At 71.0% G+C, this 14,358-nt stretch carries 13 protein-coding genes and 1 pseudogene; 3 read left to right on the forward strand and 11 right to left on the reverse strand.

Annotated features, from left to right (window positions below):
- Positions 1-54: 54 nt before the first annotated feature.
- Both AMK26_RS29750 and AMK26_RS29755 read right to left on the reverse strand, forming a co-directional pair.
- Entirely contained in the window at positions 55-1,857 is a 1,803-nt protein-coding gene (locus tag AMK26_RS29750; RefSeq protein ID WP_073758289.1) for an ABC transporter permease/substrate binding protein, read from the reverse strand.
- Positions 1,850-3,181 (reverse strand): quaternary amine ABC transporter ATP-binding protein, encoded by a 1,332-nt coding sequence (locus AMK26_RS29755; protein ID WP_079277869.1) that lies wholly within the window; start codon positions 3,179-3,181, stop codon positions 1,850-1,852. The genes AMK26_RS29750 and AMK26_RS29755 overlap by 8 nt, the downstream gene beginning before the upstream one ends.
- Positions 3,182-3,425: 244 nt before the next feature.
- Here AMK26_RS29755 and AMK26_RS29760 point away from each other — a divergent pair, with 244 nt between their 5' ends.
- From AMK26_RS29760 to AMK26_RS38105, 3 genes and pseudogenes are all read left to right on the forward strand, one after another.
- Positions 3,426-4,331, forward strand: a complete 906-nt coding sequence (locus AMK26_RS29760; RefSeq protein WP_079277882.1) for a 5'-3' exonuclease — start codon at positions 3,426-3,428, stop codon at positions 4,329-4,331.
- Between the two features lie 49 nt (positions 4,332-4,380).
- Entirely contained in the window at positions 4,381-5,232 is an 852-nt protein-coding gene (locus AMK26_RS29765; protein WP_073758293.1) for a siderophore-interacting protein, read from the forward strand.
- A 150-nt stretch (positions 5,233-5,382) separates the two neighbouring features.
- Positions 5,383-5,508, forward strand: a pseudogene (locus AMK26_RS38105) (ADP-ribosylglycohydrolase family protein); the annotation flags it as partial.
- 86 nt (positions 5,509-5,594) lie between these two features.
- Here AMK26_RS38105 and AMK26_RS29770 read toward each other — a convergent pair.
- The 9 genes from AMK26_RS29770 to AMK26_RS29810 all read right to left on the reverse strand — a co-directional run bounded on the left by AMK26_RS29770 (position 5,595) and on the right by AMK26_RS29810 (position 14,135).
- Positions 5,595-8,417: a DEAD/DEAH box helicase gene (locus tag AMK26_RS29770; RefSeq protein ID WP_073758294.1), complete on the reverse strand. Its 2,823-nt coding sequence runs from the start codon at positions 8,415-8,417 to the stop codon at positions 5,595-5,597.
- Between the two features lie 173 nt (positions 8,418-8,590).
- A complete protein-coding gene (tatC, locus tag AMK26_RS29775) occupies positions 8,591-9,547 on the reverse strand; it encodes a twin-arginine translocase subunit TatC (RefSeq protein ID WP_073758296.1) in 957 nt (318 codons plus the stop codon).
- 63 nt (positions 9,548-9,610) lie between these two features.
- A complete protein-coding gene (gene tatA, locus AMK26_RS29780) occupies positions 9,611-9,895 on the reverse strand; it encodes a Sec-independent protein translocase subunit TatA (RefSeq protein ID WP_073758298.1) in 285 nt (94 codons plus the stop codon).
- Between the two features lie 232 nt (positions 9,896-10,127).
- Positions 10,128-10,325: a hypothetical protein gene (locus tag AMK26_RS29785; protein ID WP_073758300.1), complete on the reverse strand. Its 198-nt coding sequence runs from the start codon at positions 10,323-10,325 to the stop codon at positions 10,128-10,130.
- Positions 10,326-10,345: 20 nt separating this feature from the next.
- Positions 10,346-10,594, reverse strand: coding sequence for a hypothetical protein (locus AMK26_RS29790; RefSeq protein WP_198944197.1), 249 nt, complete (start codon positions 10,592-10,594; stop codon positions 10,346-10,348).
- Between the two features lie 37 nt (positions 10,595-10,631).
- The gene (locus tag AMK26_RS29795; RefSeq protein ID WP_073758304.1) at positions 10,632-11,588 is read right to left on the reverse strand and encodes a helix-turn-helix transcriptional regulator; all 957 of its coding nucleotides are present in this window, start codon (positions 11,586-11,588) and stop codon (positions 10,632-10,634) included.
- 16 nt (positions 11,589-11,604) lie between these two features.
- On the reverse strand, positions 11,605-12,561 hold the full coding sequence (locus tag AMK26_RS29800; protein WP_073758306.1) for a helix-turn-helix transcriptional regulator: 957 nt from the start codon (positions 12,559-12,561) through the stop codon (positions 11,605-11,607).
- A 172-nt stretch (positions 12,562-12,733) separates the two neighbouring features.
- On the reverse strand, positions 12,734-13,108 hold the full coding sequence (locus AMK26_RS29805) for an FKBP-type peptidyl-prolyl cis-trans isomerase (protein ID WP_073758308.1): 375 nt from the start codon (positions 13,106-13,108) through the stop codon (positions 12,734-12,736).
- 46 nt (positions 13,109-13,154) lie between these two features.
- The gene (locus tag AMK26_RS29810) at positions 13,155-14,135 is read right to left on the reverse strand and encodes an FKBP-type peptidyl-prolyl cis-trans isomerase (protein WP_073758310.1); all 981 of its coding nucleotides are present in this window, start codon (positions 14,133-14,135) and stop codon (positions 13,155-13,157) included.
- Between the last annotated feature and the right edge of the window lie 223 nt (positions 14,136-14,358).

Raw genomic sequence — 14,358 nt, forward strand, 5'->3', positions numbered from 1 at the left:
CGCAGCGGCGGTACCACCGAGTAGCGCAACGGGAGGGAAAGCCGTGGAGCCGAGCTACACAGGAGCCATCTTGTCGGCGACGCCCGGGTTGTCCTTGAGCCAGGCGCGGACGGCCTCCTGCTCCTTGCCCTTGCCGGTCTGCTGGATCTTCGCTTCGAGGTCCGTGAGCTGCTTCTCGGTCATCGTGAAGTTCTTGAGCCAGGCGGCGACCTCGGGGTTGTCGGCGGCGAAGCCCTTGCGGGCGAGGGTGTGCACGCCGTCACCCTTGCCCCAGGTGCCCTTGGGGTCCTTGAGCTTCGTCAGGCCGTAGGTGGAGTAGGCCCAGTGCGGCGACCAGAGGGTGACGACGACCGGTTCCTTCTTGGCGTACGCGCGCTTCAGCTCGGCCAGCATGCCGGGCGTGGAGCCGTCGACGACCTCGTACTCGCCCTCCAGGCCGTACTCCTTGAGGACCTTGTCCTTGAGCAGGCCCATCATTCCGGCGCTCGGCTCGATACCGATGATCCGGCCCTTGAACTGCCCCGCCCTGCCCTTGAGGTCGTCGAGGGAGTCGATGCCCTTCAGGTACGAGGGGACGGACAGCTCCAGGGAGGTGGGGCCGTACCAGGCGCCCATGTCCTCCAGCTTGTCGTGGTACTTGTCCCAGTAGGTGGCGTGCGTGACCGGCAGCCAGGAGTCGGTCTGGACGTCGATCTGGCCGTTAGCCATCCCGGTGTAGAGGGCGCCCGCCTCGTACTGCTTGGCGTCGACCTCGAAACCGCGCCGCTCCAGGAACTCCTTCCAGAGGAAGGTGGAGGCGATGCCCTCGTCCCAGGGGATGTAGCCCAGGGAGATCTTCTTGCCCTGGCCGACGTTCGTGCCGTCGGCGACGGCCCGGGAGGTGGCCGCGCCGCCGAAGACGTTCATGCCGCCGGCGACGAGCGCGAGGACGACGGCACCGACGACCGCCACGGCGGGCCGGGGGCGGTGGTCGAAGATCCTGAGGCGGCCCCGGGTGAGGGCCTTGGCCTTGGCGAGGGCCCGGCGGCCCAGGGGCGAGACCTGACGGCCCAGCGCCCCGGTGATCCGGTCCAGGTACATGGCGAGGATGACGATGGAGATACCGGCCTCGAAGCCGAGGCCGATGTCGACGTTGCCGATGGCCCGGTAGACCGCGCCGCCGAGCCCTCCGCCGCCGACCATGCCGGCGATGACCACCATGGACAGGCCCAGCATGATCACCTGGTTGATGCCGGCCATGATCGTGGGCAGGGCGAGCGGCAGCTGGACGCGCAGAAGGGTGTTGCGCGGCGTGGTGCCGAAGGCCTCGGCGGCCTCCACGAGTTCCTTGTCGACCTGGCGGATGCCGAGCTCGGTCATCCGTACGCCGGGCGGCAGGGCGAAGATGATGGTGGCGATGATGCCGGGGACCACGCCGACACCGAAGAAGATGATGCCGGGGATCAGGTAGACCATCGCGGGCATGGTCTGCATGAAGTCCAGCACGGGCCGGGTCACGGCGCTGACGGCCTTGGAGCGCGAGGCCCAGATGCCCAGCGGGACGGCGATGGCCAGCGTGACGACGGTGGCGACCAGCACCAGGCTGAGGGTCGACATGGCGTCGTCCCACAGGTCGACGGAGTCGATCAGCGCGAACCCGGCGAAGGCGAGGACGCCCGCGAGCAGGCCGCGCAGCCACCAGGCGAGGACGGCGAGGATGCCGCCGAAGAGCAGCGGCTCGGGAGCGGAGAGGGCGGCGTCGATGCCGTCGTACATACCGGTGACGAGCGAGCTGATGGCGTCGAAGAGCCAGGAGAGATGCGACTGGAGCCAGTCGACACCACTGTCGACCCAGTCACCGAGCGGAAGCCTAGGCACGGGCGGCCTCCTGGGTGCTGCTCTCCGTGGTGGCGTCCGCCGTGGTGGCGTCCGCCGTGGTGGTGTCCACCGTGGTGCCGGGCACCGTGGTGTCGGCCGCCGGGGCGCCGGGGACGGGGGCGCCGGCCACCGTGGCGCCGAGCACCTGGGTTCCCGCCTCCTTGGTGGCGTCCCCCGGGGCGCCGGGGACGGGGGTGTCGGCCACCGGGGTGCTGGGCACCTGGGTGCCCGCCTCCTTGGTGCCGGCCGCCGGGGCGCCGGGCGCGGCCGCGGGCTCGGCCAGGGCGGCGAGCAGCGTGGCGCGGGTGACGACGCCCACGAGCTCGCCCGCGTCGTCGGTGACGGCGACCGCGACGCCGCTGGTGGAGCAGGGCGTGAACAGCTCGGCGATCGGCGTGTCGCGCGGGACGGTGGCGGGCGCGGCGGCCAGGACGTCGGCGGCGGTACGCGAGTCCCCGCCGCCGGCGCCGAGCACGGTGTCCGGGTCGGCCATGATCGCGCCGGCGGTCAGCACGCGGGACCGGTCGACGTCCTGGATGAAGGAGGCGACGTAGTCGTTGGCGGGCCTGACCAGGATGTCCTCGGCCGAGCCGAGCTGGACGATCCGGCCGTCCCGCATGACGGCGATGCGGTCACCGAGGCGCATGGCCTCGTTGAGGTCGTGGGTGATGAACACGATGGTCTTCTTCAGCCGCTTCTGCAGCTCCAGGAGCTGGTCCTGCATGTCGCGGCGGATCAGGGGATCGAGGGCGCTGAAGGACTCGTCCATCAGCAGCAGGTCGGCGTCGGTGGCGAGCGCGCGGGCCAGGCCGACGCGCTGCTGCATGCCGCCGGACAGCTCGTCGGGCCAGGACTTCTCCCAGCCGCCCAGGCCGCACAGCTCCAGGGCCTCGGCGGCACGCCGTTCGCGTTCAGCGCGCGGGACACCCTGCACTTCGAGGCCGTAGGCGGCGTTCTCCAGCACGCTGCGGTGCGGGAAGAGCGCGAAGTGCTGGAACACCATGCTGATCTTGTGGGAGCGTACGCGGCGCAGCTCGCGCGGGCTCAGTGCGGTGAGGTCCTCACCGTCGAACAGAACGCGACCGGCGGTCGGCTCCAGCAGTCCGTTGAGCATGCGCAGCAGCGTGGACTTGCCGGATCCGGACAGACCCATCACCACGAAGATCTGGCCCGGCTCGACGGAGAACGAGGCGTCGATCACCGCCGCGGTCGTTCCGTCGGCCCGCAGTTCGTCGCGGTTCGCGCCCGCTTCGAGCCTGCGTACCGCTTCGTCGGGTCGTCTGCCGAACACCTTGTACAGGTGCTCGGCCTGGAGCCTGGACACATACACCTCACGCGTTGAAACGAAAACGGCCTGCCACCCCCGATCGGCAGGCCGTGGAGCGGGTTTGTTGAAAACAGGACAGGACCCGCTCCGGTGCCGTGCCTGCCCTTGGGCACACACGGCAAACGGAAAGGTGATCCACTTCACGCGGGGTCACGCCGGGGCACGCCGGGCGGCCCGGAGCCGCGTGCGCTCCCGGCTGTCAGTGGGGTGCGGCATGATCGGAGCTGTGACGCGACGCCTGATGCTCCTCGACACCGCTTCCCTCTACTTCCGCGCCTACTTCGGGGTCCCGGACTCCGTGAAGGCCCCGGACGGCACGCCGGTCAACGCCGTGCGCGGGCTGCTGGACTTCATCGCCCGGCTGGTCCAGGACCGCCGGCCGGACGACCTGGTGGCCTGCATGGACGCGGACTGGCGTCCGGCGTGGCGGGTGGAGCTGATCCCGTCGTACAAGGCGCACCGGGTCGCCGAGGAGACGGAGGTGGGACCGGACGAGGAGGAGATCCCGGACACGCTGTCGCCGCAGGTCCCGGTGATCGAGGCGGTGCTGGACGCGCTGGGGATCGCCCGGGTGGGCGTCGCCGGGTACGAGGCGGACGACGTCATCGGGACGCTGGCGGGCCGGGCGGCGGGCCCGGTGGACATCGTGACCGGTGACCGGGACCTGTACCAGCTGGTGGACGACGCCCGGGGCGTACGGGTGCTGTATCCGCTCAAGGGCGTGGGCACGCTCCAGGTGACGGACGAGGCGTGGCTGCGCGCCAAGTACGGCGTGGACGGGCCGGGGTACGCGGATCTGACGCTGCTGCGTGGCGACCCGAGCGACGGGCTGCCGGGTGTGCCGGGCATCGGCGAGAAGACGGCGGCCAAGCTGCTCGACGCGTACGGCGACCTGGCCGGGATCCTGGCGGCGGTGGACGATCCTCGATCGAAGCTGACGCCCGCGCAGCGCAGGCGGCTCGACGAGGCCCGGGGCTATCTGGCGGTCGCGCCGACGGTGGTGCGGGTGGCCGGGGACGTACCGCTGCCGGAGTTCGACCCGGCGCTCCCGGTGGAGCCGCGCGACCCGGCGGCGCTGGAGAAGCTGGCCGCGCGGTGGGGCCTGGGGGGGTCGCTCGACCGTCTTCTCTCCACTCTCACGCGCTGAGGTGTTAAGTTAGGCAAGCCTAAGCAACCGATTCTCCGGGGAGACCACCGTGGCGGAACAGCCTGCCCGCAAGGCACCCAAGGCGCAGGAGGCGCGTGTCGTGCGCACCGAGCGGCTCACGCCGCACATGGTGCGCATCGTCCTCGGCGGCGAGGGGCTGGCCGGGTTCGCCGCGGACGAGTTCACGGACCACTACATCAAGCTGATCTTCCCGGCGGCGGGCGTGACGTATCCGGAGCCGTTCGACATGGCGCGGATCCGGGAGGAGTTCCCGCGTGAGCAGTGGCCCACGACGCGTACGTACACGGTACGGGCGTGGGACGCCGACCAGCTCGAGCTGACCGTCGACTTCGTCGTCCACGGCGACGAGGGCCTGGCCGGCCCGTGGGCGGCACGCGCCCAGGTGGGCGAGACGGTGCGCTTCCTGGGACCGGGCGGTGGGTACGCGCCGGACCCGGCGGCCGACTGGCACCTGCTGGTGGGCGACGAGAGTGCGCTGCCTGCGATCGCCGCCTCGCTGGAGCGGCTGCCGGAGGGGGCCGTGGGGCACGCCTTCATCGAGGTCGAGTCCCAGGACGAAGAGCAGAAGATCGCCCTCCCGTCCGGCGTCGAGCTCCGCTGGCTGCACCGCGGCGGCCGCCCGGTCGGCGACGCGCTGCTGGCGGCGGTCCGGGACCTGGACTTCCCGCCCGGCGACGTGCACGCCTTCGTCCACGGCGAGGCGGGCTTCGTCAAGGACCTGCGCCGTCACCTCCGCCTGGAACGCCAGGTTCCCCGCGAGCGCCTGTCCATCTCGGGCTACTGGCGCCTGGGCCAGACGGACGAGGCCTGGCGGGCGGTCAAGCGCGACTGGAACGAGCAGGTCGAGCGCGAGCAGGAGAACCCGGCAACCGCCGCCTGACGCCTTGCCGTCCCCGCCCGGACACGTCGCTGGGACCGCCGCCCGGGCCAGTGCCCACGTTCGACTCCTGGGGCCCGTCCCGGAACGCACAATTCCCGCGCGGGATCCCGGCGGCGATCGCGTGTCGTCCCGCAGCTCCATGACCGCGCCGTGTCCGGCCCGGGGGACGTACTCGGCGAGCCATTCGAGTCCGGCCTGCCTGGCGTGTACTCCGCCCGTTTCCCGGACGGCGTCGGTGAGACGTGCGGAGGCGGCGGCCGGGACCCGGGCGAGGCCCTCGCGGCGGGCTGCGCCGCACCGTGACGCGCCAAGGGGCCCGGCCGGAAGACCGGCCGGGCCCCTTGGCGTACGACGGCGGGAGGTCAGCCCACCGAGCTGTATGCGACGACGCCCCGCAGCAGCGCGTCGACCGCCTTGCGGGCGTTCTTGGCGACCGTGCTGCCCTCGCCGGGCGCGGCCGCGGCGATCTGGCCCAGTACGTCGATGACCTGCTTGCACCAGCGGACGAAGTCGCCGGCGGGCATCTCGGCCTCGCGCAGCACCTCGTCGAGGCCCTTGTCGGAGGCCCACTGGTAGGCGGCCCAGGCGAAGCCGAGGTCGGGTTCGCGCTGGCCGACGCCCTCGGCCTGGTTGATGCGGAAGTCCTCCTCCAGGGCGTCCAGCCGTCCCCAGATCCGCACCATCTCGCCGAGCGCCGCCTTGGCCTTGCCCGACGGGAGTTTCGGCGCGACCGCGTCGTCCGCCTGCCTGGCCTCGTAGACCAGGGCCGAGACGCACGCGGCCAGTTCGGCCGGGTTGAGGCCCTCCCAGACACCGTCGCGCAGGCATTCGCTGGCCAGCAGGTCCAGCTCGCCGTAGAGGCGGGCGAGCCGCTTGCCGTGCTCGGTGACCTCGTCGCCGCGCAGGTAGTCCATCTCCGTCAGGAGCGCGACGATCCGGTCGAAGGTGCGGGCGATGGTGTTCGTACGCCCCTCGATGCGCCGCTCCAGCTGCCGTGTGTCGCGCTGGAGCCGGTGGTACCGCTCGGCCCACCGCGCGTGGTCCTCCCGCTCGTCGCACCCGTGGCAGGGGTGCGCGCGCAGCGCGGCGCGCAGGCGGGAGATCTCGCGGTCGTCGGCGGCCGCGGAACGCTGCTTGCGGTGCCGCTCCGGGGCTATGTGCCCGGCCTTGGTGCGCAGCGCTGACGCGAGGTCGCGCCGCGACTGCGGCGAACGCGGGTTGAACGACTTGGGGATGCGCATCCGCTCCAGCGGCTCCACCGGCACCGGGAAGTCGATCGACGCGAGCCGCTTGACCTGCCGTTCGGCGGTGAGCACGAGCGGGCGCGGCCCGTCCTGGTGCTCGAAGCCGCGGTGCCCGTTGGCCCGTCCGGCGGGCAGGCCCGGGTCCAGAACCAGCGCCAGCCCGGCGAACTTGCCGGTCGGCACATGGATGACGTCACCCGGCTTGAGCCGCTCCAGCGACGTGGCGGCGGCCACCCGGCGCTGTGCGGCGCCCTGCTTGGCCAGCTCCGTCTCACGGTCCTTCAGCTCGCGGCGCAGCCGCGCGTACTCCTCGAAGTCACCGAGGTGGCACGTCATGCCCTCCCGGTAGCCCTCCAGCCCTTCTTCGTTGCGCTGGACCTGGCGCGAGATGCCGACCACGGACCGGTCCGCCTGGAACTGGGCGAACGACGTCTCCAGCAGCTCGCGCGAGCGGTGCCGGCCGAACTGGTCGACCAGGTTGACCGCCATGTTGTACGAGGGCTTGAAGCTGGAGCGCAGCGGGTACGTGCGCGTGCCGGCGAGGCCCGCGAGGTGACCGGGATCCATGCCGCGCTGCCAGAGCACCACCGCGTGGCCCTCGACGTCGATGCCGCGCCGCCCCGCGCGCCCGGTCAACTGGGTGTACTCGCCCGGGGTGATGTCGGCGTGCTGCTCGCCGTTCCATTTGACCAGCTTCTCCAACACCACCGAGCGGGCGGGCATGTTGATGCCGAGCGCCAGCGTCTCGGTGGCGAACACCGCCTTGACCAGGCCCTGTACGAACAGCTCCTCGACGACCTCCTTGAAGGTCGGCAGCATGCCCGCGTGGTGCGCGGCGATGCCCCGCTCCAGGCCTTCCAGCCATTCGTAGTACCCGAGGACGTGCAGGTCCTCGGTGGGGATCGAGGCGGTGCGCTCCTCGACGATCTCCCGGACCCGTGCGCGTCCTTCCTCGTCGTTGAGGCGGAGTCCCGCGTACAGGCACTGCTGTACGGCGGCCTCGCAGCCCGCCCGGCTGAAGATGAACGTGATGGCGGGCAGCAGCCCCTCCGCGTCCAGCCGCTCGATGACCTCGGGCCGTCCGGGCGTCCAGATCCGCGACCGCTGCCGCCGCTCCCGCTCGCGGTCGGCCTCACGGCCGCGGCGCCGGTCACGGCCGTTGAACGACGGCCGCGAGTTCTCCATGCGCGCCAGGCGGACCAGGTCGGGGTTGACCTCGCGCCGGCCGGACCCGCGGCCGCCGTGGTCGGTCTCCTCCTCGAAGAGGTCGTAGATCCGGCGTCCCGCCAGGACGTGCTGCCACAGCGGCACGGGGCGGCTCTCGGAGACGATCACCTCGGTGTCGCCACGGACGGTGTCGAGCCAGTCGCCGAACTCCTCGGCGTTCGACACGGTCGCGGAGAGCGACACGAGTGTCACGGATTCGGGGAGGTGGATGATCACTTCCTCCCAGACCGCTCCGCGGAACCGGTCGGAGAGGTAGTGCACCTCGTCCATCACCACATAGCCGAGGCCCCGCAGGGACTGGGAGCCCGCGTACAGCATGTTGCGGAGGACCTCGGTGGTCATGACGATCACCGGCGCCTCGGAGTTGACGCTGTTGTCACCGGTGAGCAGGCCGACCTTGCCGGGGCCGTACCGCTTGACGAGGTCGGCGTACTTCTGGTTCGACAGCGCCTTGATGGGCGTGGTGTAGAAGCACTTGCGCCCCTGCTCCAGGGCGAGGTGCACGGCGAACTCACCGACGATGGTCTTGCCCGAGCCGGTGGGTGCCGCGACGAGTACTCCCTTGCCGGCCTCGAGGGCTCGGCAGGCCTCGATCTGGAACGGGTCCAGCTCGAAGTCGTACAGGGCGCGGAAGGGAGCGAGCGCGGTCGCCTGCTCGGCGGCGCGGAGCCGGGCCGCCGCGTACGCTTCCGCGGGTGTGAGTTCTTCTGTCATCTTGTTATCGAGCCTACCCGCCGGGACTGACAGTCAGCCGATCTTTAATCACCACGGCAGGCCGTGACCGGGGGCTTACCCAGCGAGAACGGCCGAAGGCCCTCCGGGTCTCCGGAGGGCCTTCGCACCGCATGGGGGGGCGCGCCGTGGGTGCGCACCCGTCAGGTCACCCGTCACGTGACGTCGTCGTATCCGCTTCCGTTCAGCCGGTCCGACCGCCTGCCGTCCGCCTGCTCGGGCAGGGCCGGGGCGGTGGGCACGGGCTCGACGGCGCCGATGGCCTCGGGCGTGAGGTCCAGTTCGGAGGCTTCGTCGTCGGCGAGGCCGCGATCGGGGTTCCGGAACTGCCGCCGCCGGTCGTTGAGCAGGGAGATGCCGACCGCGATGAAGTAGAGCACCGCCAGCGGACCCGCCAGCAGGAGCATCGAGATGGGGTCACCACCAGGGGTGGCGATCGCGGCGAACGCCGTCAGACCGATGATCATGCCGCGCCACCAGTGCAGCATGCGCCGACCGGTGAGGACACCCGTGAAGTTGAGCAGGATCAGCAGCAGCGGCAGCTCGAAGGCGAGACCGAAGACGACCACCATGCGCGTGATGAGGTCGAGGTAGTCGTCGAGCGGCAGCAGGTTCTTCGCGCCCTCCGGTGTGAAGCCCAGCATGATCTCGGCCGTCTGCGGCAGGACCGAATACGCGACGTACGCGCCGAGCACGAACAGCGGGACGCCGACCGCCACGAAGCTGAGCGTGTAGCGCTTCTCCTTCTTGTGCAGGCCGGGGGCCACGAAGGCCCAGAGCTGGTAGAGCCACACCGGGGTGGCCACCAGGACGCCCGCCATCAGCGCGACCTTGAGCGCGATGGTGAACGGCGACAGCAGCCCCTGTGTCGTCATCTCCGCGCACGGCTTGCCGTTCACCATGGTGTCGGCGCCGTTCTTGCAGCCCACCGACTCCAGGATCGGCCTCATCAGGAACTCGAAGATGTCCTTCTGGAAGAAGGCCGCGACGATCACTGCAACCGCAATGGCGATGACCGACTTCAGCAGCCGGTTTCGCAGTTCACGCAAATGATCGACAAGGGGCATCCGCCCCTCGTCGTTCTTCTCCCGCTTGCGGGCAGACTTGAGCAACCCACTTCCCTTGTCTCGTGCGAGTGCGGCAGCCGTCGGCGCGTAACGCTCAGCGCGTGTGCGTCAGCTCTTGGTGGTGTTCTGCTCGGCGACCGGGCGGGCGCTGCTCACATCGCCGGGCGCGGCCTGGATGGTGCGCGGGGCGGGCGGCTGCTGGGCCGTCGTGTCCGTGGTGGACGCCGGGGCGGAGTCGGCGTCGTCCTTCTTCATGGCCTTCGCCTCGCTCTTGAGGATGCGCGCCGACTTGCCCAGCGAGCGAGCCATCTCAGGAAGCTTCTTGGCACCGAAGAGCAGCAGGATGACTACGATGATCAGAACGATCTCGAGGGGCTTCAGATTGCCGATCATGTGCGACTTCCTTCTCACCGAGGCGGCTGGGGAGTGGGATTTACCCGTGCGACCGGACGGTTGTCCAGCCCCATGCTGCAAGGATCGTAACTCGCACGGGTAAACGTCGGGCAATCCCTGTGCATACTCCGCGTTCCCGGCCGGGGCCCAACGCCTGCGCCGGAACCAGCAGCGTACCTCTCGTACCTGCCGGCGAGGAGACCGCGGACTGCCCTCCGGCGGACCGCCGGCGCTACCGCAACGTCTCCCCGGTGCGGGCCAGGTCGGTGGCCGCCCGCTCCAGGTCCTCGGCGGCGCGGTTGATTCGCTGTGTGGTGTGCGTCACTTGACGGCCGAGGCGCTGGGCCTCGACGAACACCCGGATACCGAGGACACCGAGGACGGCGATACCGAGGAACCCCAGGGCGATGGCGAGCATGGGCCAGAACATGCGCAGAGCCTAGACGACGCTCAGACGGTGGAGTAAAGGCGCAGCGTCCGCACGCCGCCGCCGGTGAGGAGTTCGACGATGCGCTCGCCGGCGGGCTTGCGTACGGCGGAGCCGCATTCGGGGCAGGTGAAGGAGTAGAAGGTGGTGCGGCGGCTGGCGCCGATGGCGAGGCGCAGGGAGCCGGCCGAGAGCTCGAAGCGGGCCTGGCACTCGGGGCAGCCGGCCTTGAAGAGGACCGGGGCCACCGACGACGAGACACTTCCGGGCATCGCAGACCAGTCCCTCAATTCCTTACCACTGCCTGTACTACTCCTGACCGTCGTACGCGGCCAGCGCCTCGCACGCCGCCTGCCGTGCACTCGCCGCCAGCTCCGGCGGGGACACGATCCGGCCCTCCCTGCCCAGGCGCAGGGCGAGCCGCCGCAGCGACGCCGGGTCCGGCGTACGCAGAGTGATGCGCAGGCCCCCGTCGGGCAGTTCCTCGGCGCTGTCGTGGGGGTAGTACTCGGCCACCCACCGGCCGCCCGGCCCCACGTCCACCACGACCTCCGGGTCGTCGGCCGACGGCTGGACCAGGCCCTCGGACAGGTCACGCAGCTCGATCTCGGGCGGCGCGGAGGGCTCGTCCAGCAGACGGATCTCGGCCACCCGGTCGAGGCGGAAGGTCCGCCGCGCCTCGGACAGGCGGCACCAGGCCTCCATGTACGTATGGCCGACGGCGAAGAGCCGGATCGGGTCGACCTCGCGCTCGGTCAGCTCGTCCCGCGCGGGCGAGTAGTAGCGCAGCCACAGCCGGCGCCGCTCCGAGATCGCGCGGTCGACCTCCGCGAACACCCCGCCCTCGGACTCGAACGTCACCGACAGCCGGGAGCTGGCGCCCGCCGCCTCGCCCGCCGCGGCCTCCAGCTTCGCGGTGGCGCGCAGCAGTGCCTCCCGGTCGCCCTCGCGCAGCCCGGGCAGGGTGGCGACGGCCCGCGCCGCGACCAGCAGCGCGGTCGCCTCGTCGGCGGCGAGCCGCAGCGGCTCGGCGACGTCGTCGGGGTTGTGCCACCAGATCTGCTCGCCGTCCGTGTCGATGTCGAGCAGGTCGCCGCCGCGGAAACTGGTCCCGCACATGGGCAGGACGTCGAGGTCGGAGATCAGCTCGTCCTCGGTGATGCCGAACGCCCGGGCGACGTCCCCGACGTGGGCGCCGGGACGCTCCCGCAGATAGGTCACCAGCGAGAGCATCCGCCTGGTCTGGTCGATCGCGTTCGCGGCCATCGTCTCTCCGTCCCCCTCAGCCCTTGGCCACGGCACGCAGCCGGTCCACCACATCGGCCCGCAGATCGGCGGGTTCCAGTACGACGACGTCCGGGCCGAACTCCACGAGCCAGGCGTCCAGCCCGTGGCCGTACGGAATCTCCAGCTCGTCCCAGCCGTCCCCCAGCTCCCGTACCGACAGGGCGCGGGCGCGCAGCGGGTAGCCGCAGTCGGTGCGCAGCCGGATGCGGGCGGAGCGGGTGGCGGTCTCCCCCGCCCAGCTCTCGACGGTCTCGCGGACGGTCGACACGTCCGGTACGGGCGCGGTGAAGGCCCCGGCCCGGGAGCGGACCTTGCCGGTGATCCGGGAGAGCCGGAAGACACGCTCGGCGCCGCGCTCGCGGTCCCAGCCGGCGAGGTACCAGTGGCCGCGCCAGCACTCCAGTGTCCAGGGCTCGACGTGGCGGGTCTCGGGGCGGGCGGCGTTGCCCTTGCGGTACTCGAAGACGACGGGACGCCGGTCACGGCAGGCCAGCATCAGCGGCTCGAAGGCGGCCTCGTGGACCGGGATGCGCGGTTCGAGGGCGCTGTGCGGGGTGTCGTACGAGTCCTCCGCCTCGGGCATGCCGGCGGCCCGCAGCTTCTGCAGGGCGCCGCTGGCGGCTCCGGCGAGGCGGGCCTGCTGCCAGACCTTGGCGGCGAGGCCCAGGGCGGCGGCCTCCTCGGCGTCGAGCTGGATCGGGGGCAGCCGGTTGGAGTCGCGGCGGGCGAGGTAGCCGGTCTCGCCGTCGAGGTTCTCCACGGTCTCGATGACCAGGCCGAGCTCGCGCAGATCGTCCTTGTCGCGCTCGAACATGCGGTTGAAGGAGTCGTCGGAGCCGGCTTCCAGGTAGGCCTCGATCGAGCCGCGCAGCTCCCGCTTGCTGAGCGGGCGCCGGGTCCCCAGCAGGCACAGCGCCAGATTCATCAGCCGCTCGGCCTTGGCAATGGCCATCGACGCCCTGCACCTCTTCTTATGGAGTCACTTTTTCCCGCTCAACGTACCGCCCCGGGGTGTCGCGGCAAAAGTCGCGGCCGGGCCTCACGGCAAGGGGCGAGGGCCCGTGCCTGGAGGCACGGGCCCTCGAAGTGACCGGTTCTCGACCCCGCGTCGTGACCGTGACGGGTCAGACGGCGACCAGGTCGCAGACGAAGATCAGCGTCTCGCCCGGCGCGATGCGGCCGCCACCGGCGCCGCTGTCGCCGTACGCGAGGTGCGGGGGAATGGTCAGCTTGCGGCGGCCGCCGACCTTCATGCCCTGCACGCCCTGGTCCCAGCCCGGGATGACCTGGCCGGCACCGAGCTGGAACGCCAGCGGGTTGCCGCGGTTCCAGGACGCGTCGAACTCCTCACCGCTGGAGAAGGAGACGCCCACGTAGTGGACCTTGACCATGTCACCGGCCTTGGCCTCGGGACCGTCGCCCTCCCAGATGTCCTCGATCTGGAGCTCGGTCGGCGCCGGGCCCTCGGGGAAGTCGATCTCGGGCTTGTCGATGTTCACGTAAAACAGTGCTCCTCAAACGATGTACTGATCAACCGGGACAGTCTTACATCACGGCCAGGATGTCGAGTGAGAAGACGAGGGTCGAGTTGGCGGGGATGTCCCCGGACGCCTGGGCGCCGTAGCCCAGCTCCGGCGGTACGACGAGCATCACGCGGCTGCCGACCTTCTTGCCCGCGAGGCCCTGCTGCCAGCCCTTGATCAGGTTCTGCAGCGGGAACTGGGCCAGCTCCCCGCCCTTGTAGCTGGAGTCGAACTCCTTGCCCCCGTTCCACAGGACGCCCTTGTACTGGAGCAGCAGCTTGTCCGTGGGCTTGACCGCCGGACCGTCGCCCTCCAGCACGTACGTCGCCACCAGTTCCTTGGGCGCGGGCTTCTTCGGTACGTCGATGGACGGGGCCTTGCCGTCGGTGTTGGTGCCGACCTTGGGCAGGTCGATGTTGTCCTGGGCGACCTCCCGGCCCTTGGCGGAGCTCTTGCCGTTGAAGGTGCCGCGGATGTCGACGACGAACACCAGCGTGTCGGTGCCCTTGATGCCGGCCTGCGGGTTGCCCTGGGTGCCGTATCCGAGCGCCGGGGGAATGGCCAGCTCGACCCGGCTGCCGACCGTCTTGCCGGGCAGCGCCCGGTCCCAGCCCGGGATGAGCTGCCCGACGCCGATCGGCATGGTCAGCGGCACGCCGCGGTCGTAGGAGTTGTCGAAGACCTTGGCGGTGTCCCAGATCTGTCCGAGGTAGTCGAACTGGAGGATGTCGCCCTTGGCCACCTTCGCCCCCGTACCGACGATGACCGACTTCGCCGCGAGGTCGGACGACGGCTTGCCCGAACCCTTGGCGACGGTCGGCTTCTCACCGAACTTCGTCCCCGCCGTGATGGCGGGCAGCGGGCCCTCCACGATCTTCGCGGAGGGCTCCGCGGGCGTGGACGGGCTCTCGTCGGTCTTGGCCTCGTCGGCCTTGTCGTCGCCGCAGCCCGCGAGGGTGAGCAGGCCGGCGGGGACGGCGAGAAGGAGGGAGCGACGGCGCACGGAATGCCTCGTATCTTGGTCGGGATCTCGGGATCTGTAGGTCTTCGCAGTCGAGCTCGCGAGGGTGTCGCGTCACTCTACGGCGTGACTCTACGGCGTCCACGGGACACCGCACGAGCAACGCACGGCGCCTCACGCGCGTCACCCCTCTCGGTGGCCCCGAGCCGCCAGGGGCCCCGCCCAGGGCGTCGGGGCGCGAGGCCCGCCCAGGAGCCGGGGAGGC

Origin of the sequence: Streptomyces sp. CB03234, assembly GCF_001905885.1 — a bacterium.
Classification (GTDB): domain Bacteria; phylum Actinomycetota; class Actinomycetes; order Streptomycetales; family Streptomycetaceae; genus Streptomyces.

Coding starts and splice junctions, on each gene's coding strand:
- AMK26_RS29760 (WP_079277882.1), top strand. CDS start 3,426: ATGCTCCTCGACACCGCTTCCCTCTACTTCCGCGCCTACTTCGGGGTC.
- AMK26_RS29770 (WP_073758294.1), bottom strand. CDS start 8,417: ATGACAGAAGAACTCACACCCGCGGAAGCGTACGCGGCGGCCCGGCTC.
- tatA (WP_073758298.1), bottom strand. CDS start 9,895: ATGATCGGCAATCTGAAGCCCCTCGAGATCGTTCTGATCATCGTAGTC.
- AMK26_RS29785 (WP_073758300.1), bottom strand. CDS start 10,325: ATGTTCTGGCCCATGCTCGCCATCGCCCTGGGGTTCCTCGGTATCGCC.
- AMK26_RS29790 (WP_198944197.1), bottom strand. CDS start 10,594: ATGCCCGGAAGTGTCTCGTCGTCGGTGGCCCCGGTCCTCTTCAAGGCC.
- AMK26_RS29795 (WP_073758304.1), bottom strand. CDS start 11,588: ATGGCCGCGAACGCGATCGACCAGACCAGGCGGATGCTCTCGCTGGTG.
- AMK26_RS29800 (WP_073758306.1), bottom strand. CDS start 12,561: ATGGCCATTGCCAAGGCCGAGCGGCTGATGAATCTGGCGCTGTGCCTG.